This is a genomic window from Aequorivita sp. IT1282 (genome assembly GCF_058068205.1).
In genome coordinates this window covers 159,860-180,551 of sequence record NZ_JBYRHR010000004.1, presented here as the reverse complement: position 1 = coordinate 180,551, position 20,692 = coordinate 159,860, and the positions used below count along the sequence as shown (strand labels likewise).

Sequence of the window (20,692 nt, the reverse complement as noted above, 5' to 3'; positions counted from 1 at the left end):
ATTAAAGTTCCTATTTCTTCCTAAAATAAACAGTAATTGGCACTCCAGAAAAATCGAAGTTTTCTCGAAGTTTATTTTCGATAAAACGTTTGTAAGGGTCCTTAACATACTGCGGCAGGTTGCAGAAAAACGCAAAACTAGGATAGGGCGTTGGCAACTGTGTGCAGAATTTTATTTTTACGTATTTAGCCTTGTAAGCTGGCGGCGGATATGCTTGAATTATAGGAAGCATTACTTCGTTAAGCTCGCTAGTTTTTACCTTTTTGCTTCGGTTTTGGTAAACCTCAACAGCAGTTTCTATTGCTTTATAAATACGTTGCTTTGTAAGAACTGAAACAAAAACAATAGGTACATCTACAAAAGGTTCAATTTGCTGGCGGATGTATTTTTCATAATCCTTAACGCTGCTACTTTCTTTATCTTCCACCAAATCCCACTTGTTGGCAAGTATTACAATCCCTTTATTATTGCGTTGTGCAAGCCAGAAAATATTTTCAACCTGTCCGTCAAATCCACGGGTGGCATCAAAAACTAGAATAATTACATCGCAATGCTCAATGGCGCGAACGCTTCGCATTACCGAATAAAATTCTAAATCTTCCTTTACCTTGCTTTTTTTCCGAATACCAGCTGTATCAACTAAGTTGAACTCAAATCCGAAACGGTCATACTTCGTATCTATACTATCGCGAGTTGTTCCTGCAATATCAGTAACAATATATCTGTCTTTTCCAATTAATGCATTAATGAAAGAAGATTTTCCTGCATTTGGACGTCCAACCACAGCAAAACGAGGTAGCTCGCTGTTGTCTTCTTCTTCCCTATCTGGCAAGGCTTTTACCAAATCGTCAAGCAATTCACCGGTACCACTACCATTAATACTTGATAGATTGTATTGATATTCAAAACCTAAGGAATAAAACTCCAACGCAGCGTTTACACGCGAAGCTGCATCGACTTTATTGATAGCCAAAAAGATAGGTTTTTTAGAACGACGAAGCAGTTTTGCAACTTCTTGATCCATTCCAGTAACACCCGTTTCCACATCAACCATAAAAATAATGGCGTCAGCTTCATCTATAGCAAGCTCTACTTGTTTATCAATTTCGGCTTCAAAAATATCACCGCTACCTTTAATATAACCTCCAGTGTCTATCAACGAAAATTCCTTTCCGTTCCAATCACTTTTTCCATAATGACGGTCCCGCGTAACACCGCTTGTTGAATCTACAATGGCTTCTCTACGCTGAATCAATCTATTGAAAAAAGTGGATTTACCTACATTTGGTCTTCCAACAACGGCAACAATGCTCATAATCTTAATTTTAGAGTGCAAAAATAGCTTTTAGTTGGCAGAAAAAATACTATTTTAACCGCTTTAAAAACAAATAAATTTATGCAGCTTTCCAACGAAATAGTATTGAGACCACGTTTTGAAATGGAAACTAATAAAAGTTGCAAGCAAATTTCTGATGTTTTTGTAAAAGCTAAAAAAAATCAAGATCGATTCGTTATTTCCTGTGTGGACGACCATATTTTTATAAAACCGCCAAATAACAACCAGCATTTTTGGTCACCCCAATTACACTTAGAGTTAACCCAACACTCAGAAAACACCTGTACTATCCACGGTTTTTTTGGTCCCAACCCCACAGTATGGACCTTATTTATATTTTTACACGTGGCTATTGGAATTCTATTTATGGTAGATTTAACTTGGTTGTATTCTAACTATAATTTGGGTAATTCTATCACACTACAAATTAGCATAGCAGTTATTTTACTAATATTTTGGGTATTACTTTATGTAGCTGGTAGAATTGGAAAGAAAAAAGGAAAGCCCGGGATGCGGGAACTTTATGATTTTACGATGGAAAAACTTGGTTAAAAACCGAATAAAACGTTCAGTAATTTAATTTATGCTTTAGAAATCCTCTTCCTTGCTGCTGGATTTTGCTGAAAACACTTTTCGAGCATTTCGTAGATTTCCGGATGCTTATTTCTGAAAAGTTTTGGACGCTCAAAAAAATATTCTGAAGCTACCGCTAAGAATTCAACTTCCTTGGTGCCGCCGTATTTTCGAATGTCAGACTTATTATCATTAATAGCTTCCATTTCTTCGTGCATCAATTTCAGCCACGGAGTAATGTATTGTCTTTCCAAAAGTCTTTCTGGAATTCCATCAGCCACGCCGTCCATTTTATCAATAAGATGAACAAATTCGTGAACAGAAGTATTGCCTTTATCCGTTTCGTTTTGAAATCCTAAATGCAGTGCTTTCCGGGACAGAATCATTTGTTTTTCGAATCTTCCAGAGCCTACGAGACCGGCGATTATCCGCTTTTCGCCATCAGTTTCAAATTCGAGATTGTCATTAAAATTATCAGGATAAATAATAATACCACTAAGATTATTGTAATGCCATTCCGCAAATCCGAAAACTGGAATTACTGCACTTGCAGCAATCAATACTTTGTCTAAATCTTCAATTTCGGTGTCAACTGCTTCTATGTACACTTCGCTCAAAAAAAGCATCATTCGCTGCCGAAATGTTTTCTTTTCGACTGTGGAAAGTTGCCTATAAAAATGAACGTTTTCATTTAAAAGTGCTTTCCATTCTTCAGGAAAATTTTGGACAGGTCGTTTCTTATTAATAATGAAAGCATAAACCGCAAAGGCCACCAGACCAATAAAAAGAATGAAATAAATCATTTTTTATTGTTGTAACCAAACCTGCGCAACTGCCTTTCATCGCTTCGCCAGTTTTTATTCACTTTTACATAAAGTTCGAGGTGAATTTGTTTCCCAAAGAATTTTTCCAAATCCTTACGAGATTCAATTCCCACCCGTTTTAGCGCCGAACCTTTATGGCCAATGATAATTCCTTTTTGGGTTTCGCGTTCCACCATAATTACACTTCGAATGCGGATGATAGTTTCGTCTTCAAAAAATTCTTCCGTATCAATTTCAACTGAATAAGGGATTTCCTTTTTGTAGTGAATTAATATTTTTTCACGAATAGCTTCGTTTACGAAAAACCGTTCGGGCTTATCGGTCAATTGGTCTTTCGGATAAAAGGCTGGTGACTCCGGCAACAATTCAATAATTCGATTGAAAACTTCAGGTACACCAAAATTTTTAAGCGCCGAAATAGCAAATATTTCAGCATTTGGAACTTTTTCCTGCCACAATTTTAGTGCTTCAGAAAGCAGCTCTTCGTTACCAATGTCAATTTTATTTATAAGAAGTAATACCGGGATTTTAGAATTCGTTATTTTATTAAAAAATGCTTCATCCTTTAATTCCTTTTCGCCCAATTCAACCAAATATAGCAGTATATCTGCATCTTCAAAAGCAGATTTTACAAAATCCATCATACTTTCCTGCAACTGATAGGCAGGTTTTATAATTCCCGGCGTATCGCTTAAAAGCACTTGAAAATCATCGCCGTTTACTATCCCTAAAATACGGTGGCGCGTGGTTTGTGCTTTGGAAGTGATTATGGAGAGACGTTCGCCAACAAAAGAGTTCATCAAGGTGCTTTTGCCTACGTTTGGGTTTCCAATAATGTTTACGAATCCGGCTTTGTGATTAGTCATTTCTTATAAATATTAAAAGTGCAAATTTACGCTTAATTTTTTCGCCCGATGAAAATTTGAAAAACAAATAGCACAATTGAACATATCAAAGCATTTTGGACAATGTGGATTGTTCAGTTACAACTCCTGCAGTTAATTACAACATAATAGCAAATAGTTCAACCATATATGTTTAATTACTTATTATTGCATTCGAAAAATTTATATTCGCTAGAATACATCCCCACAAAGCATAAAAATGATAAAAAAAATTACACTCCTTGCAGTTTTAATGATTTCCTTTAATAGTTTCTCACAAGTGGGAATTGGGAATACCAATCCTTCGGAATCGTCCTTACTCGATATAAATGATGCAAATAATGATAAAGGAATTTTAATACCTAGAGTTGATATTGGAGATCTGGATACGCAAGCACCTGTTTCCACAGCGACCATAGCTGAAAGCTTATTGGTTTATAACACCAATATTACAACTGGAAAAGGTTATTATTATTGAAGCGGCACAAAATGGATGGGGCTTCAAAATTCAGGTACCGAAAAAACATTTACAATAATGACGGCGATTTAACAGAAAACCGTACTGTTGGTCTTAGTGGCAATTCACTAAATTTCAATTCAGGTTCTAATGTTGCTTTACAAATTGATGACAATCGTCGTATCACCTTCGGCGGTTATGGAGGCACAACCTTTGCCGGCACTTCCGAAAATCTGCTAGGCGTGAATGGAACAGGACAAGTAGTCTCACTTAATACTGCAGCAACAATGGCTGCTACTAATTCAGATTGGTTTGAGGAATCGACTATAACCCCGCCCAATAACATTAATGATAACATTTACACTATTGGTGAAGTGGGCATTAATATTACCAATCCTGATGCTCCCTTCCATATATATGAAGCAACGGGTACTGCACCATCCGGGAATGACGGCACTATGATTATTGAACATGGTGATGACGGTGGCGTTTCGTCTATTGTATTTAAAAGTCACGTCAATGCAGGCAGCGATTATGGGTATATTAGTTATTCCGATAATGGCTCTGGAAACGGTTTTGGAATAGAAAGCAGTCTGTTGGAAATAGGAACTGAAAATGATACGCCAACAGGCTACCCGCAAGGAGTAGACAATATAAACTTCGCTTCTTCTGGCTCTATAGGAATAAGCAATGCTGTCCCTAATGGCAGTTCGTCATTGGATATGGGGGCAAATGACCGAGGATTGTTAATTAATCGCGTATCTCTCACTACTGCCGATGCCGCGGGTCCAATTGCAAACCCAGCTAATGGTTTGCTCGTTTTCAACACCGCAACAAATTTTACGCCAACTGGCTATATAAATGACGTTAGACCTGGATTTTATTATTGGAGCGCAACGCAATCCAGATGGATAGCTCAAAGTCCAGAGAATCGTTCTGCCAGATTTACGAATTCAAATACAACTTTTGATTTAAATCAATCATCGGCGCGAAGTCTTCCTATTTTTGGCTTTGAAGAATGGAATGACGACTCTTCACTTTATGAAGTCAGTGTAAGTAATAATGCAGATGAAATAGTTATAAAGGAAGATGGGCGTTATGAAGTGACAGCCAATATATCTATAATTTCAAATAATAGCAGAACAAATATAGATGCTGAATTCGTAGTAGACCCTGGTACTGTTTCAGTGCGTTATCCAGGATCCACAGCCTCCACTGGTTACGCCCGAAATGCAAGCAACCACGATCATAGTTCTTTGCACTTAAAAGAAACAATTGAACTAGAAGCCAATGACATACTCGTTATAGAAGTTTTGAAGGAAGCTAATGGAGGTTCGGTAACAATGAGAATAGGCGGCAGCTGTAATTTTACCATTAAAAAAGTAAAGTAAACTTATGCTAACTTTAAGAAATAAATTAGACCTCTTTTTAAAAAATTGAGGTCTTTTCATTTTATAACATACTATTAAAATATAAAACTTCGCTGTGTAATAATGCTAAGTGCTCAGAAAAATCTTAATTAATTTCTTCCGAATTAAGGGGTTTAGCTAATTCAGATTTCAAAACAAAAAGTATGTAATTACAATATAAAAAACTGCTAATGATGCACTCAATACTGAGCATTGAATTTAGTATTTTTACACAATGCTTTTTCCAAAGAAAAAAATAGAACTCGAAGAAGGCGATTATTACCTAACGCCCGAAGGTTACAAATGCTTTACGGAGCAATACCATTTAAAACGTGGCTATTGTTGCGAGAGCGGTTGCCGCCATTGTCCGTATGGGTTTGATAAGAAAACCGGAAAGCATCAATAAAAAATATCATTAAAAAATGACTTTTAAAGAACAAATACAGCAAGGCATACCTTCAATTCTTCCCGAAAAGAAGCCTTTCGATGCATCTATAAATCACGCGCCAAAGCGAAAAGATATTCTTTCAAAAGAAGAAAAGGAATTGGCGTTGCGCAACGCGCTTCGTTATTTTGAACCAAAACATCACGCTACACTCCTACCCGAGTTTAGCGAAGAACTTGAAAAATACGGCAGGATTTATATGTACCGTTTTCGTCCTGAATATAAAATGCATGCCCGCCCTGTTGATGAATATCCCGGAAAATCAAATCAGGCGAAAGCGATTATGCTAATGATTCAAAATAACTTGGATTACGCAGTGGCACAACATCCGCACGAGTTGATTACTTACGGCGGAAATGGTGCCGTTTTTCAAAATTGGGCGCAGTATCTTTTAGTGATGAAATATCTATCTGAAATGACCGACGAGCAAACTTTGGCGGTTTATTCGGGACATCCTATGGGTTTGTTTCCTTCGCATAAGGATGCACCGAGAGTTGTAGTAACCAACGGAATGATGATTCCGAATTATAGCAAACCCGATGATTGGGAAAAATTCAATGCGCTTGGAGTAACGCAATACGGCCAGATGACGGCGGGAAGCTATATGTACATTGGCCCGCAGGGAATCGTGCACGGAACCACAATTACGGTTTTAAACGGTTTTAGAAAAATTAAAAAAGAACCCCAAGGTGGTTTATTCGTAACCTCTGGCCTCGGCGGAATGAGCGGCGCACAGCCAAAAGCAGGAAATATTGCTGGATGTGTAACCGTTTGTGCTGAAGTAAATAAAAGAGCAACTGAAACCAGACATAGTCAAGGTTGGGTTGACGAAGTGATTTCAGATTTAGACACACTTTCAAAACGTGTGAAAGAAGCAACTGCAAACAAAGAAACTGTATCAATTGCCTTTGACGGAAACATCGTTGAAGTTTGGGAAAAGTTTGACGCAGCTAATATTCATATCGATTTGGGAAGTGATCAAACATCACTTCATAATCCGTGGGCTGGCGGCTACTATCCAGTTGGATTATCCTACGAAGAAGCCAACGAAATGATGGCCAACAATCCGGAACAATTCAAAAAAGAAGTACAAAGTAGCTTGCGCCGCCATGTGGAAGCAATCAACAAACACACGGCAAAAGGCACTTACTTTTTCGACTACGGAAATGCTTTTCTTTTGGAAGCTTCTCGTGCTGGTGCAGATGTGCTTTCCGAAGAAAAAGGAAAGGAATTTAGATATTCGTCCTACGTTCAAGATATTATGGGCCCGATGTGTTTTGATTATGGATTCGGACCTTTTAGATGGGTTTGTGCTTCCGGAAAACCAGAAGATCTTCAGAAAACAGATGAAATAGCTTGCATAGTTTTGGAAAATTTGATGAAAAATTCTCCAAACGAAATTCAGCAACAAATGCAGGATAATATTACTTGGATTAAAGGCGCGCAAGAAAATAAACTGGTGGTAGGTTCGCAAGCACGCATTCTTTATGCAGACGCTGACGGACGTGTTCAGATTGCTTCGGCTTTTAATACAGCTATTTCAGAAGGTAAAATTGGTCCTGTAATTTTAGGTCGCGATCATCACGATGTTTCGGGAACTGATTCGCCGTACCGTGAAACTTCCAATATTTATGACGGTAGCAGATTTACAGCAGATATGGCCATCCAAAATGTTATTGGCGATAGTTTTCGTGGCGCCACTTGGGTGAGCATTCACAACGGTGGTGGCGTAGGCTGGGGTGAAGTTATAAATGGCGGTTTCGGAATGGTTCTTGATGGTAGTAAAGATGCGCAACGACGTCTTGAAAATATGCTTTTCTGGGATGTGAATAACGGAATAGCACGACGTAGTTGGGCACGAAATGACGAAGCAGTTTTCGCTATAAAACGTGCGATGGAAAACAATCCGCAATTAAAAGTGACGCTTCCAAATTTTGTTGACGACAATCTTTTCAAATAAATTTCTTTAACTTTAAAAGAAAAACGGCAGAGGTGAAAATTCTGCCAAAATTTAAAAAAATAAAAACTATGAAAGCACTTAAATTCTTACCGCTGCTATTGCTTTTTGTTTTCGCTTCCTGCTCCACCGTTCGTGTTGCGACAGATTTCGACAAAGAAGTAAATTTTAATCAGTACAAATCCTTCGCATTTTTTAGACCCGGCATAGACAAAGCCGAAATTAGCGATTTGGACAAAAAACGCATTCTTCGCGCTATTGAAAGTAATCTTACAATGAAAGGAATGTCTAAATCTGAAAAACCAGATTTGCTAGTTAGTATTTTCACTAAAGAACGTGAACGTATTGATGTTTACAGCAACAATTATGGTTACAACTGGGGCTGGAGTCCTTGGTATTACGGAGGTTATTATGGCGGAAGTAATGTTGCGAGAACTGCAGAAGGCACACTTTATATTGATTTAATCGATGCGAAAACCAATAATCTAGTTTGGCAGGGTATGGGTAGCGCAGATTTAGTGACTGGAGATATGGAAAGAAAGGAAGAACGAATTAGAGAAATAGTTTCTAAAATTCTAGCTGAATATCCGCCGGGTTCTAAGAAATAATATAGACTTAATTACAAATCAAAAGCCTTCCCGGAACACAGGAAGGCTTTTTAATTTAGGAACTTATAGGCTTATTGTTTAACTAGCTTTATGCCAGTTTTAATTCTGGAATTAGTTGAAACATTCATAAAAAAAATTCCCGAATTCCAGTTTTGAGTATTTATGTTTACTGAACTTTCATCATTGAATTTTGATGCGAATATTTGCTGACCTAAAACATTATAAATTGAAATTTCTTCAATCGGGGAACCGCTACTAACGAACATTTCATCTTTTACGGGGTTCGCAAAAGATATTGAAACGTCTGAAAATTCTTCAACACCAGCGGTATCATCAACCACATTTTGCGCATAGATTTTTTGGCCACTACCTTTGTCTTCTGTAAAAACGGCTACACTTTGCGATGTTGCTTGTTTGGTAAAACTAATTCTACCTTTTGACGCCGAAAATGTAGCTACAGGACGCGTTTCTTCAGGCCAAGCAAAACCCCCATTTTCATCAAGATTAACTGAATGTAATGTTACCGGCGAAGCACCAGTATCTAATCCATCTTTTATAATAAACAAAGGCGTATTGTTAATTAGCTGAAGACTTCCCGCATGAATTTTTTCGGAACCGATAGGAAATACAACTTTAGCATTATCGGTAAACGCTCGCGCTCCAGTAATTTTATCATACTTCTGAACAAATTCTCCTCTTTCGCTCTGAGTATTATTTGAATAAGTAGCAACAGACCAAATATTTTGTGATCCGCTTTCAAAAGCTATTTCGGTTTCCATTTCATAATCGGTTTCATTGGTGTCGAAATCAGAGCCGTTTACTCCCCAAGGCAAGGTTCCATCTGGATTTATTCGTTGTAGATAAGAATCAAAACGATTTCCTGCCGAAGCATAATAGCCCATATAAACTACATCGCCATCCTGAACACCTTTGTACGAACGAATAAAAGCTGTAGCTCTGTCAGAAATTTGAACAGCACTTCCCCAAACTGCATTACCGTCTGCATCGTATCGCTGTGCATATAGAAAAGAGTTTATACCCGTTAATAATTTATGGAAAACGGCTATATATTCGCCTCCCGAAACCTCAAAGAAATTTCCAGGCGACGAAGTGCCAGATCCCATTGTTAACGGCTGAGTTGCTGGCCAAACTGCAACACCACTAGCGTCATATTTTTGCATAACTGCACCACTTCCAGAAAGCCAGCTAACAATTGCGCCTCCTGCAGAAAGCGGTAAAACTGTTACCACATTACCATTTCCAACTTGAACTCCATTGGCACCCCATAAGTGATTGCCATCGGCATCCATTTTAAACACAAAAGCTGGATCTCCGCCGGCTGTTCCTGTAGCTCCTATATAAAGATTATCATCGGCATCTACGGTTGAAGTCATTATTACCGTAGAAGTACTCATAGGTATTAGGTCGCTTACCAACATACCATCGCTACCAAGTGTTTGGTTGCCATCCGCATCCATAATTTGCAAGCGAAGTTCAATATTTGCTGGCGGCCCAACGTTTTTCCAATATACAACATATGTTTGTCCATCAGAGGTGCCACGGGCTTGCACATCCAGTTCGCCAGACTCGGCTACAAGCGTGTTTGCATCAGTATCATTTGTCCATTGCGCGTGTAATACTGTTACCGAGAAAATGGCGAAAAGTGTAATTATCGATTTCATAAAGAATATAATTTAAATTAGTTTTATATTTATCAATCAAAATATCAAATACTTAACTTAACAGTTGCCTTTTAGAAATTAGCCACTAGCAATTAATAGTTAAGTATTTCAAGTATTTTCTTCTTCACTTTTTCGGTGGAAGGAATCATCGTTTCTTCCAAAATTGAATTCAATGGAATTGCAGGCATATTTTCTGAACCAATTAACATTACAGGTGCATCTAATTGTTGAAAACACTCCTCTTGAATTCTTCCCTGTAAACTTCTACTAAAACCATTTTCCGAAGGTTCTTCAGTTACAACCAAACATTTTCCACATTTTTTAACCGATTTAAAAACCGTTTCATAATCTAATGGGTGAAGTGTTCTTAAATCCACAACTTCAATTTTATCCTGCATTCCAAGCTCTTCGGAAGCGTTCATTGCCCAATGTACGCCCATTCCATAAGTTATAATTGAAAGAGTTTCCTCCTCTTCTTTTTTCCAAATTTCTTGTAAAACCCAAGCTTTTCCGAAAGGCAAAATATAATCTTCCGCAGGCATTAATGAAGTAGCGCCTTTGGTGCCTTTTACCTTGCTCCAATATAAACCTTTGTGTTCAAAAATCACAACGGGATTTGGGTCGTAATAAGCCGCTTTCAACAATCCTTTTAAATCGGCTCCATTACTTGGATAAGCAATTTTTAAACCTCTAATATTTGTAATAATACTTTCTACGGAAGAAGAATGATAAGGCCCACCGCTGCCGTAAGCACCAATAGGAACACGCAAAACCATAGACACCGGCCATTTTCCGTTTGAAAGATAACAGCTTCGGCTTACTTCAGTAAAAAGCTGATTTAGGCCAGGCCAGATGTAATCTGCAAACTGAACTTCAACTATTGGTTTTAAACCTACAGCGCTCATTCCAACGGTGCTACCAACAATAAATGCTTCTTGGATTGGCGTATTAAATACACGGTTATCGCCAAATTTTTGTGCCAAAGTTGCGGCTTCGCGAAAAACTCCACCCAGGCGTCCGCCTACATCTTGACCATAAAGTAAACATTCTTTGTGCTTGGTCATTAACTCTTCAATAGCGAATAAAGCGCAATCTACCATCACAACTTTTTCGCCTCCTTTTGGGGAGCGTTCACCTTCTTCTTCGGTGATTTCGGTTGGTGCAAAATCGTGGGTAAATAAATCTTCTGGTTTTGGATCTTCTGCTTTAAAAGCTTTTTCCAAACTTTTGGCAACTTCCTTTTTTGCAGCATTTTCAATATCTGAAAGTTCTTTTGCTAAAAAACCATTATTAGATAAAAGCTGTTTTAACTTCGGATACGGATCCCGACTTTTAGCTTCGTCCAAATCATCGCGATAAAACTCCATCCTAACTCCAGAGGTGTGGTGATTTAATAACGGAACTTTGGCGTGTACCAAAAACGGTCTTCTTTCAGTTCGAATTTTTGAAATTACATTTTGAATGGTGTTATAACTTTCTTCAAAATCAGTTCCATCGATAGATATTGCTTCCAATCCTTTAAAACCTTTGGCATATTCAAATGCGTCTTGAGCTCGGGTTTCTTCTGCATTTGCCGAAATATCCCAGCCGTTGTCCTGCACTAAATAGAGAATTGGCAATTTCTTTAAAACAGCCATTTGGAAAGCTTCAGCAATTTCGCCCTCGGTAACGGAAGCATCACCTAGACTGCAAACTACAATAGGTGCATTCCCGCGTTTAAGGGACTCTGCTGAATGAACCGACGAATCATAATGACTTTCCGATTTCTTTGCATTTTTAGTTTTTGAATCATTTGAGTGTTGTTCCTCGTCAAAGAGATTACCGCCTTCTCGGTAATGAAAACCTAAGGCAACACCAGTAGCTGGAATAGCTTGCATTCCTGTGGCAGAACTTTGGTGCGGAATTTTTGGTTTATCATCATCTTTCAAGCTTGGATGCGAATAATACGTTCTTCCTGCCGAAAAAGGATCGTCCTTTTTTGCCAAAACCTGAAGCATTAATTCATAAGGTGTCATCCCAATAGAAAGCAAAATGGAGTCATCTCTATAATATGGAAATACATAATCTTGTGGCAATAACTGCATGCCAACCACAATTTGTATTACTTCGTGACCACGCGAAGTAGCGTGTACGTATTTTGAAACGGTTTTGAAATTTTCTTCATAAATCTCGGTCATCGCTTTTGCTGTGACTAAGGTTTTGAAGGCATTTTCTAATATATCTTTATTCATTGTTTAATTATTTGAATCACGAAACATTTGAATCGCGACTAATGCTCAGACCTGAAAGGTTTTAAAAACCTGTCAGGTCTTTTAATTAAATTTTCCGATTGGAATCGAATTGTTCCATATAATCACCAATTCTCCTCAAAAAAGAACCCGCCAAATATCCATCCACAATTCTATGGTCGAAGGAAAGTGAAAGGTACATCATCTGTCTAATCTCAATGGTATCGCCATCTTCACGTTCCATTACTTCGGCACGTTTTTTTATGATTCCGGTTGCGAGAATTGCTGCTTCTGGTTGATTGATTATTGGCGTACCCATTAAACTTCCAAAAGTTCCCACATTGCTAATCGTAAATGTGCTACCTCGAGTATCGTCAGCCGTTAATTTGTTGTCGCGGGATTTTCCTACAAGCATATTTGTTGCTTCGGCCAATTCCTTTAAATTCTTTTTGTCGGCATTTCTCACTACAGGAACAATTAAATTTCCCGACGGAAGCGCAGTTGCCATCCCTATATTTATTTCGTCTTTTACAATAATACTTGTTCCATCAAGCGTGGAATTAATCATTGGGAAATCTGTAATTGCCTTTGCAACACATTCGATGAAAAGTGGCGTAAACGTGAGTTTTTCATTGTGTTTTTTCTGAAAAGCGATTTTATTTTTGTTGCGCCAATTAGCCATATCCGTCAAATCTGCTTCCACATAGGCGGTAACGTGTGGCGAAGTGTGTTTACTATAAACCATGTGGTCTGCAATCATTCGTCGCATACGGTCCATTTCCACAATCTTACCTTTGCCTTTGTCGAATTTTAAATCAGGAACCTGAAAGCCTGAAGCTTCGGGAACGGCTTGCGCAAATTTAAAAGGGCGTCCACTTTCTATGTATTCTGAAACATCGCTTTTACGCAATCGGCCATCTTTTCCTGTTCCGGAAATTCGAGCGAGCTCTTCGTAACTAATGTGGTTTTTACGTGCAATCGCATCAACTAAGGGGGATATAAAAATATTTTCATTTACTTTGAAGGAAGTCCCCTTAGCCCCTGATGGGGGAATTGAAGTTGTACTTTTACTACGCTCAGTAACCTTATCTTTAGAAGGTGAAATTGGGGTTTTTGAAGTTTTTAAAGCAGTTTTTTCTGAATTACCACCTTCTGAAATATCCAAAATAGCAATCACTTCGCCAATTGGAACAACATCCCCATCGCTGAATTTATGTTCCAGCATCGTTCCCGCAGCAGGAGCCGGCACTTCATTATCAACTTTATCTGTGGCTACTTCCAAAAGGATATCGCCTTCTTCAAAAGAATCGCCTACTTTTACGTGCCATTCAATGATAGTTCCCTCGGTTATGCTTTCGCCCATTTTGGGCATTTTGAAATTGGTTTTATTCATAAATAAATTTACCCTTCACACTATGGAAGGTGTTTATATTTTTTCTTCTTTTTATTTTTATTTTTATTCTGTCCAGGGGCATACGGTTTTGCACTTTTAGACCCTGTAAATTTTTTAACTTGACCAGGTGATGATTTATGTGATTTTGTAGCGCGATGGTGATGCACGGTACAAGAAGACAATATACCAGCTGTGAAAAGAGATAAAAAGAATAATCGAAATAAAGTTTTCATAATCTGTGGTTTTAAATTCAGAATAAATGTAATCTACCTTCAATCGATTAAAATTCTTTTTGGCTAAAGCTTAGTATTCTTTTCCTTGAATTCATTTAGCGTCTTATAAAAATCCTCCTGTATTGGCCTATCCACAGGTATTTCGCGCAATGGTTCAACTTCTTTCAAACTCTCATGACAGTTCGCAGGCAACTGCTGATACAATCTCGTGCCAGCTGTTTTCCAAGCAATCATGTCATCACTAATATCTTTAATTGCCTTTGCTGGATTACCAACAATCAGTTTTCGCTTCGGAAATTTCTCTGTAGCTTTTACAAAACTCATTGCGCCAACTATACATTCGTCGCCAATTTCGGCATCGTCCATAATTACGCTGTTCATTCCAATAAGGCAATTTCTACCCAAATTTGCGCCGTGAATTATTGCGCCGTGACCCACGTGCGCACTTTCTTTCAACACAATACTTTTACCTGGAAACATATGTACCGTACAGTTTTCCTGCACATTTACGCCGTCTTCTAAAATAATCTCGCCCCAATCGCCGCGAATTGCAGCACCTGGACCGATATAGCAATTTTTCCCAATAATAACATTGCCCGTTACGGCCGCCAAAGGGTGAACGAAACTAGATTCGTGAATAACTGGAATATGACCTTTAAAACTGTAAATCAAAATATTTAAGATTGTTGATTGTCGATTAACGATTTTTGATTTCAGAATCTTTAAATCAAAAATCGTTAACCTGCAATCGTTAATTATATTTTATTCAAATCGTTTTAATGTTTCCTTCGTAAATTCTGAAAGCACCAATCTGCCCGAAATTACTGCTCTTTTAGCAAGCAAGTCGTCCCAATCTTCGGTGCCACTCCAAAATACTTTTTTCATTTCTTTCATCGCTTCGGGGTTGTAATTGCAAAGATTCTCTGCAAAAGAATTTATAGCAGCATCCATTGTTTCAATACTATCAAAAAGTTGATTGTATAATCCTTTATTTAGCGCCCACTCTGCAGTGTAAAAAGTATTGGCATCAATTGCTATTTGGCTCATTGCACTCAGGCCTAATTTGCGCTCTACAGCGGGACCAACCACAAACGGACCGATTCCAACATTCAATTCACTCAATTTAATTGCTGAAAATTTTGTTGCAAAACAATAATCTGTCGCCGAAGCAACACCAACGCCGCCGCCAACAGTTTTTCCTTGAATTCTGCCGATGATAAATTTGGGACATTTTCGCATTGCATTAATGACATTGGCGAAACCGCTGAAAAATATTTTTCCAGTTTCGGCATCGTTTATATTTATCAATTCGTTAAAACTTGCGCCTGCGCAGAATGTTCTGTCGCCGCCACTTTTTAGAATTATAACTTTTATGTCGTCATTATTTCCTGCTTCGGTTATTGTATCTGCGAGTTCAGCCAGCAAATCTCCTGGCAAACTATTGTGCGCTGGGTGGAAGAATTCGACGGTTGAAATGCCGTTTTGTGTGTTTTGTTTTACGTATGCTTCGTTCATATTTATTCGCGCTTTACGCTCGTTTTCATTTGGTTACAATTTATTCATTTTTAAAGACTTTTCCCTTTGATTTGGCTACTTTAACCAAACAATTTTTCAGGTATTACCGCTTTTGGCATTGCTAAGTATCATTTTACAAAATAAACCAACTTTTTGTAATTATAGTAGTCAATTGCAGCTTTTATAAACTTGATTATTTTCATAATATTTCGGTGAAAACGGTTGGATGAATTCTCGAGAAGTTTTATTGTTTGAATCACTTTATTTCCATTCTACCTCTCAAAATGTTTCAGCACGCATATCTTTGCCAAAAAAAACTTCCATGCTGAAGAAACTCAAGGTAGATTCATTTGTTATTGCCATTGTAATAAGCATCGCTATTGCTTACGTTTTTCCACAGTTGGGAGCATCAGATAGTCCAGTGCCGATGAATTTAATTAGCAGTATTGGAATTTCTCTTATCTTCTTCATTTATGGTTTGAGTCTAAATTCCGAAGCCATAAAAAACGGTCTTAAAAACTGGAAATTACATCTTACAGTACAAAGTTCTACTTTCATATTATTTCCACTTCTTATTCTGCCATTTTTTCCGCTGTTTAAAGACACACAGTATGAGCTTCTATGGCTGGCTTTTTTATTTATGGCCGCCTTGCCATCTACCGTATCGTCTTCTGTGGTGATGGTTTCTATGGCCAAAGGAAACTTACCCGCAGCTATTTTTAATGCGAGTATCTCTGGGATAATAGGAATTATTTTAACCCCGTTGTGGATGATGCCGTTTATAAAACAAACTGATGTGGCTTTCGATTTTTCTACAATCTACTTACAACTAATCACAGAAATTGTAATTCCTTTAATACTCGGACTTTTACTGCGAAAATATCTTGGAACTTGGGCACAAAAACATAAACGCCCATTAAACTTATTTGATAGATTTATCATCCTATTAATTATTTACAAAAGCTTTGTACATTCTTTTGAAGATAAAATTTTTACTATTATTAGCCTGCCTGAAATGCTAATTATGATTGCGGCCGTTCTACTATTGTTTTTTATTGTTTACTCACTTACTGGGTGGTTGGGGAAGGTTTTTAAATTTAATCACGCCGATAGAATTACCAATCAATTTTGCGGAACTAAAAAATCCTTGGTTCACGGAACGGTTTTTTCCGAAGCATTATTTGGCCACACTAACATCATTGGTATTATGCTTTTACCCTTGATGATTTATCACGCGTTTCAGATTTTAGTTATTAGTGTAATTGCTACTAAAAAAGGCAAAGAACAGTTATAAATGCAGCACTTTCGGTTCTAAGCCTATATTTAAGCTTAGTACGAAAAACAAAAACAGCCCGACTTTCGTGGGCTGTTTTTGTTTATTTAAAAAGTTCAACTTTATATAAGACCGAATTGTTCAAAATGATGATTAAGATGTTTTCTTTCCATCAAATACCATTCGTATTTATTCAACTCTCCGAAGACCATATTGTTTAATTTGGTTTCTGGATTTTCCTTGAAATAGGTTTTATAGGCTTCTCTTTCTTCAAGAAATTTAATTTTCGCAGTATCCAAATCTGGATGATTTAATGTTCCTAATTTACCTTTTTCCAACTGTGGAAAATTTGAATTATGGGGAAATTTTTCATAGTTGTAAAGACTTGCGTGAACTTTCTCCAATATCTTTTCAGGCGTTGCAACTTCAAAATCTTGAATTTTTCCTGAAGCAATTTTATAAGTGTATTCCATATGTTCCAACATATGCTGAGGTGTCATAATGCCCCATTTTGGCTTGGTTTCTTCGGATAGCTTGTTCAAAGATTCCTGAATATTTTCATCGGTCATTTCAACAAAAGTCTCCTGTTTCTTTTGAACCATTGTCAAAATTGTTGCAACCGCCACCAACTCATCTTCAGCATCAAAAACCTCCACAAACCATTTTACAATTCCGCTTGGATGTTCTGCGGAAGCAACATCGCGATCTACTTTTTGCTTACACGTTAAACGTACATAAATAGTATCGTTGTGATACAGCGGACGTAAAAAACGACAATCTTCCAAACCGTAATTTGCAGCAACTGGGCCTTTATTTGGATAAACAAATAATCCCGCTGCGGCTGCAATAATGAAATAACCGTGGGCAGTTCGCTTTTCGAAAATACTTCCGTCTAAAGAAGTAATATCGGTATGTGCATAAAAATGATCCCAAGTTAGATTGGCGAAATTTATAATATCGGTATCTGTTAGGGTGCGATTGTGCGTTTTTAGCGACATTCCGGGCTCGATGTCTTCCCAGTGATATTTAAAAGGATGTTGATCGGCTTCTTTATATTTTGCGTTTGCCTGATAAATACCTGTAATTTCGGTTAAAGTAGTTGGTGAACCTTGAATGGCTGTACGTTGCATATAATGTTTTATACCTCGCACTCCGCCCATTTCTTCACCGCCACCTGCACGTCCAGGACCACCGTGAACTAAATACGGAAGTGGCGAACCATGACCTGTGCTTTCTTTGGCACTTTCGCGGTTTAATACTAAAATCCGTCCGTGGTGGGAAGCAGCATTAATTACATACTCCTTCGCAATTTTATCATCATTTGTGGCAATAGAAGAAACTAACGAGCCTTTCCCCATTTGGGCTAAAGTGATTGCTTCGTCTAAATTTTTATATGGCATAATGGTACTCACTGGGCCAAAAGCTTCAGTTTCATGAACCGCTAGATTTTTAAACGGATTATCTTCTCTGAGTAAAATTGGAGCCAAAAAAGCTCCTTTTTTGGCATCGGCACCTATGACGTCAATTTTATCTAAATCGCCATAAACAATAGTTGCAGTTTTGGACAATTCTTGCACGCGTTCTCTAACTTCTTGCACTTGATCTAAACTCACCAATGAACCCATTCGCACTTCTTTTAATCGCGGGTCGCCAATTGTTACTTTTGAAAGCGCATTACCAAGGGCAATTTGCACATCTTCAACTAAGTTTTGCGGAACAATTATACGGCGGATAGCAGTACATTTTTGCCCACATTTTACCGTCATTTCATTTCTTACTTCTTTAATAAAGAGATCAAATTCCAGAGTTCCCGGAACGGCATCCTCACCTAAAATTGAAGCATTAAGTGAATCGGCTTCCATCGTAAATGGAACAGATTCTTCGATAATTTTTTTATGTGCCTTCAGCATTTTACCTGTAGTGGCAGAACCTGTGAACGTAACCACATCCTGCGATTCTACTCCGTCTAGGATTGTTCTTGCAGAACCAGTAATTAGCTGCAATGCACCTTCTGGTAAAATTCCGGAAGCAATAATTTCACGCACTACGGCTTCAGTTAAAAATGACGTATTTGTTGCAGGTTTTACAACGGCAGGGACACCCGCCATCCAATTTACTGCACACTTTTCCAACATTCCCCAAACAGGGAAATTAAATGCGTTTATATGAATTGCAACCCCACGTTTTGGAACCATAATATGATGCGCCATAAAACGGCCACCGCGTGAAAGATCTATTGGATCGCCTTCAACGTGGTAGGACTGATTTGGAAATAATTTCCGAAGGGAAGCATTGGCAAATAAATTCCCGAAACCACCTTCAATATCTATCCAGCTATCAACTTTTGTTGCGCCGGTTCGGTAGCTAATTTCATAAAAATCGGCCTTCTTTTTAACTAGATAAAGTGCTAAGGATTTCAGCATATTTCCGCGTTCCTGAAAGGTCATTTTCCGAAGAACTTCGCCACCTTTTGTTCTTCCGTATTGAAGGATTTCAGCAAAATCTAATCCTTCTGTATCTGAAAGCGCAACGATTTCTCCAGTAATTGCATCGTGCATTGGCACGCCTTCACCTTTACCAGTAATCCATTGTCCTGTAACGTAATTATGTAGTTTTTTCATTTTGTATTTTTAATTAATCCACGTTTAAGTGGCAAAACAACCTTTTAAACTCGCTCGATTATAGCCGCATACCCTTGCCCAACGCCAATACACATTGTTACCAAAGCATAACGCTTATTTTGTTCTTTTAACTCTAAGGCCGCTGAATATGTGGTTCTAGTTCCTGTAACTCCAAGTGGATGCCCAATAGCAATAGCGCCTCCATTCGGGTTTAATCTTGGATCATCGTCCTTTAACCCCCAGGCACGAGTGCAAGCTAATGCCTGTGCTGCGAACGCTTCGTTAAGCTCGATTACGTCCATATCGTCCATGGTTAGGCCTGCTTTTTTCAAGGCTTTATTTGCAGCTTCCACTGGGCCAATCCCCATAATTCTTGGTTCTACTCCAACCACAGCCGAACTTACGATTCTTGCTAATGGCTTGAGATTGTATTTTTTCACTGCCGCTTCCGAAGCAATTATTGTTGCCGCAGCTCCGTCATTCAACCCTGAAGAATTCCCTGCGGTAACGCTTCCACCTTCCTTTTTAAAAGCTGGGCGTAATTTTGCTAAAATCTCTAAGGATGTTGTTGGCTTTACAAATTCATCTTTCGAGAAATTTATAGGATCTTTTTTGCGTTGCGGAATTTCAACAATAAGAATTTCTTTTGCCAATCTCCCGTTTTCTTGGGCTTTGGTAGCTTTTTGCTGACTCCAAAGCGCAAACTTATCTTGGTCTTCTCTTGAAATATTATATTTCTCTACTAGATTTTCAGCGGTATTTCCCATGCCATCGGTTCCATACATTTCCTGCATTTTTGGGTTTACGAATCGCCACCCAAAACTTGAATCGTACATTTTAGCATCGGTTCCAAAGGCTGAAGATGGTTTGGCAACCACGTATGGTCCGCGCGTCATGTGTTCAACCCCACCGGAAATAAATAAATCTCCATCGCCTGCTTTTATAGCTCGGTTAGCCTGGATAATAGCTGAAAGTCCGCTGCTGCAAAGTCTGTTTACTGTTTCACCAGGAACTGTTACTGGCAAACCTGCTAAAAGGGAAGCCATTCGCGCAATATTTCTATTGTCTTCACCAGCCTGGTTTGCACAGCCAAGAATTACATCATCATATGCTTCTTTGGGGATATTCGGATTTCGTTTTACTATTTCAGCAATTACCAAAGCCGCTAAATCATCTGTTCTTATTGTGCTTAATGCTCCTTGGTAACTCCCGATTGGAGTTCTAATTCCGTCAATTATATATGCGTTTTTCATC

At 38.2% G+C, this 20,692-nt stretch carries 18 protein-coding genes; 7 read left to right on the top strand and 11 right to left on the bottom strand.

What is annotated here, in order from left to right; translation table 11 throughout:
* Window positions 1–10: 10 nt before the first annotated feature.
* Window positions 11–1,318 (bottom strand): ribosome biogenesis GTPase Der, encoded by a 1,308-nt coding sequence (der, locus tag AC3RVG_RS10175; protein ID WP_489691600.1) that lies wholly within the window; start codon window positions 1,316–1,318, stop codon window positions 11–13.
* A gap of 78 nt (window positions 1,319–1,396) precedes the next feature.
* On the opposite strand from der, the gene AC3RVG_RS10170 reads away from it, so the two are divergent.
* Window positions 1,397–1,888 (top strand): GTP-binding protein, encoded by a 492-nt coding sequence (locus AC3RVG_RS10170; RefSeq protein WP_489691356.1) that lies wholly within the window; start codon window positions 1,397–1,399, stop codon window positions 1,886–1,888.
* 29 nt (window positions 1,889–1,917) lie between these two features.
* Here AC3RVG_RS10170 and AC3RVG_RS10165 read toward each other — a convergent pair whose 3' ends face one another.
* Both AC3RVG_RS10165 and era read right to left on the bottom strand, forming a co-directional pair.
* Window positions 1,918–2,712 carry a M90 family metallopeptidase gene (locus AC3RVG_RS10165; RefSeq protein ID WP_489691355.1) on the bottom strand — a complete coding sequence of 265 codons (795 nt, stop codon included), beginning with the start codon at window positions 2,710–2,712 and terminating at the stop codon, window positions 1,918–1,920.
* On the bottom strand, window positions 2,709–3,599 hold the full coding sequence (era, locus tag AC3RVG_RS10160; RefSeq protein WP_489691354.1) for a GTPase Era: 891 nt from the start codon (window positions 3,597–3,599) through the stop codon (window positions 2,709–2,711). The genes AC3RVG_RS10165 and era overlap by 4 nt, the downstream gene beginning before the upstream one ends.
* A gap of 238 nt (window positions 3,600–3,837) precedes the next feature.
* Between era and AC3RVG_RS10155 the strand changes: the two genes are divergently transcribed.
* From AC3RVG_RS10155 to AC3RVG_RS10135, 5 genes are all read left to right on the top strand, one after another.
* Window positions 3,838–4,095, top strand: coding sequence for a hypothetical protein (locus tag AC3RVG_RS10155; protein WP_489691353.1), 258 nt, complete (start codon window positions 3,838–3,840; stop codon window positions 4,093–4,095).
* Window positions 4,092–5,465: a hypothetical protein gene (locus tag AC3RVG_RS10150; RefSeq protein WP_489691352.1), complete on the top strand. Its 1,374-nt coding sequence runs from the start codon at window positions 4,092–4,094 to the stop codon at window positions 5,463–5,465. Before AC3RVG_RS10155 ends, AC3RVG_RS10150 begins: the two co-directional genes overlap by 4 nt.
* Window positions 5,466–5,718: 253 nt before the next feature.
* Complete coding sequence (locus AC3RVG_RS10145) at window positions 5,719–5,889, top strand: C1orf53 family protein (protein WP_157881732.1); 171 nt, start codon at window positions 5,719–5,721, stop codon at window positions 5,887–5,889.
* A gap of 16 nt (window positions 5,890–5,905) precedes the next feature.
* Entirely contained in the window at window positions 5,906–7,888 is a 1,983-nt protein-coding gene (gene hutU, locus AC3RVG_RS10140) for a urocanate hydratase (protein WP_489691351.1), read from the top strand.
* 68 nt (window positions 7,889–7,956) lie between these two features.
* Window positions 7,957–8,493 (top strand): DUF4136 domain-containing protein, encoded by a 537-nt coding sequence (locus AC3RVG_RS10135; protein WP_489691350.1) that lies wholly within the window; start codon window positions 7,957–7,959, stop codon window positions 8,491–8,493.
* Window positions 8,494–8,564: 71 nt separating this feature from the next.
* Here AC3RVG_RS10135 and AC3RVG_RS10130 read toward each other — a convergent pair whose 3' ends face one another.
* The 6 genes from AC3RVG_RS10130 to AC3RVG_RS10105 all read right to left on the bottom strand — a co-directional run bounded on the left by AC3RVG_RS10130 (window position 8,565) and on the right by AC3RVG_RS10105 (window position 15,544).
* Window positions 8,565–10,175: a T9SS type A sorting domain-containing protein gene (locus AC3RVG_RS10130; protein ID WP_489691349.1), complete on the bottom strand. Its 1,611-nt coding sequence runs from the start codon at window positions 10,173–10,175 to the stop codon at window positions 8,565–8,567.
* Between the two features lie 92 nt (window positions 10,176–10,267).
* Entirely contained in the window at window positions 10,268–12,406 is a 2,139-nt protein-coding gene (locus AC3RVG_RS10125) for an alpha-ketoacid dehydrogenase subunit alpha/beta (RefSeq protein WP_489691348.1), read from the bottom strand.
* 85 nt (window positions 12,407–12,491) lie between these two features.
* Window positions 12,492–13,796: a dihydrolipoamide acetyltransferase family protein gene (locus AC3RVG_RS10120; RefSeq protein WP_489691347.1), complete on the bottom strand. Its 1,305-nt coding sequence runs from the start codon at window positions 13,794–13,796 to the stop codon at window positions 12,492–12,494.
* Between the two features lie 20 nt (window positions 13,797–13,816).
* The gene (locus AC3RVG_RS10115) at window positions 13,817–14,029 is read right to left on the bottom strand and encodes a hypothetical protein (protein WP_489691346.1); all 213 of its coding nucleotides are present in this window, start codon (window positions 14,027–14,029) and stop codon (window positions 13,817–13,819) included.
* Window positions 14,030–14,092: 63 nt separating this feature from the next.
* Window positions 14,093–14,701 carry an acyltransferase gene (locus AC3RVG_RS10110; protein ID WP_489691345.1) on the bottom strand — a complete coding sequence of 203 codons (609 nt, stop codon included), beginning with the start codon at window positions 14,699–14,701 and terminating at the stop codon, window positions 14,093–14,095.
* A gap of 90 nt (window positions 14,702–14,791) precedes the next feature.
* A complete protein-coding gene (locus AC3RVG_RS10105; protein ID WP_489691344.1) occupies window positions 14,792–15,544 on the bottom strand; it encodes an enoyl-CoA hydratase/isomerase family protein in 753 nt (250 codons plus the stop codon).
* 322 nt (window positions 15,545–15,866) lie between these two features.
* Between AC3RVG_RS10105 and AC3RVG_RS10100 the strand changes: the two genes are divergently transcribed.
* On the top strand, window positions 15,867–16,838 hold the full coding sequence (locus AC3RVG_RS10100) for a bile acid:sodium symporter family protein (protein ID WP_489691343.1): 972 nt from the start codon (window positions 15,867–15,869) through the stop codon (window positions 16,836–16,838).
* A gap of 101 nt (window positions 16,839–16,939) precedes the next feature.
* On the opposite strand, the gene paaZ is transcribed toward AC3RVG_RS10100, so the two are convergent.
* Window positions 16,940–19,438 carry a phenylacetic acid degradation bifunctional protein PaaZ gene (gene paaZ, locus AC3RVG_RS10095; RefSeq protein WP_489691342.1) on the bottom strand — a complete coding sequence of 833 codons (2,499 nt, stop codon included), beginning with the start codon at window positions 19,436–19,438 and terminating at the stop codon, window positions 16,940–16,942.
* Window positions 19,439–19,482: 44 nt separating this feature from the next.
* Window positions 19,483–20,691 (bottom strand): 3-oxoadipyl-CoA thiolase, encoded by a 1,209-nt coding sequence (gene pcaF / locus AC3RVG_RS10090; protein WP_489691599.1) that lies wholly within the window; start codon window positions 20,689–20,691, stop codon window positions 19,483–19,485.
* Between the last annotated feature and the right edge of the window lies 1 nt (window position 20,692).

Bases quoted from the DNA above. Each gene is read 5' to 3' on its own strand.
- AC3RVG_RS10170 (WP_489691356.1), top strand. From the start codon at position 1,397: ATGCAGCTTTCCAACGAAATAGTATTGAGACCACGTTTTGAAATGGAA.
- AC3RVG_RS10165 (WP_489691355.1), bottom strand. From the start codon at position 2,712: ATGATTTATTTCATTCTTTTTATTGGTCTGGTGGCCTTTGCGGTTTAT.
- era (WP_489691354.1), bottom strand. From the start codon at position 3,599: ATGACTAATCACAAAGCCGGATTCGTAAACATTATTGGAAACCCAAAC.
- AC3RVG_RS10155 (WP_489691353.1), top strand. From the start codon at position 3,838: ATGATAAAAAAAATTACACTCCTTGCAGTTTTAATGATTTCCTTTAAT.
- AC3RVG_RS10145 (WP_157881732.1), top strand. From the start codon at position 5,719: ATGCTTTTTCCAAAGAAAAAAATAGAACTCGAAGAAGGCGATTATTAC.
- hutU (WP_489691351.1), top strand. From the start codon at position 5,906: ATGACTTTTAAAGAACAAATACAGCAAGGCATACCTTCAATTCTTCCC.
- AC3RVG_RS10135 (WP_489691350.1), top strand. From the start codon at position 7,957: ATGAAAGCACTTAAATTCTTACCGCTGCTATTGCTTTTTGTTTTCGCT.
- AC3RVG_RS10130 (WP_489691349.1), bottom strand. From the start codon at position 10,175: ATGAAATCGATAATTACACTTTTCGCCATTTTCTCGGTAACAGTATTA.
- AC3RVG_RS10125 (WP_489691348.1), bottom strand. From the start codon at position 12,406: ATGAATAAAGATATATTAGAAAATGCCTTCAAAACCTTAGTCACAGCA.
- AC3RVG_RS10120 (WP_489691347.1), bottom strand. From the start codon at position 13,796: ATGAATAAAACCAATTTCAAAATGCCCAAAATGGGCGAAAGCATAACC.
- AC3RVG_RS10115 (WP_489691346.1), bottom strand. From the start codon at position 14,029: ATGAAAACTTTATTTCGATTATTCTTTTTATCTCTTTTCACAGCTGGT.
- AC3RVG_RS10105 (WP_489691344.1), bottom strand. From the start codon at position 15,544: ATGAACGAAGCATACGTAAAACAAAACACACAAAACGGCATTTCAACC.
- AC3RVG_RS10100 (WP_489691343.1), top strand. From the start codon at position 15,867: ATGCTGAAGAAACTCAAGGTAGATTCATTTGTTATTGCCATTGTAATA.
- paaZ (WP_489691342.1), bottom strand. From the start codon at position 19,438: ATGAAAAAACTACATAATTACGTTACAGGACAATGGATTACTGGTAAA.
- pcaF (WP_489691599.1), bottom strand. From the start codon at position 20,691: ATGAAAAACGCATATATAATTGACGGAATTAGAACTCCAATCGGGAGT.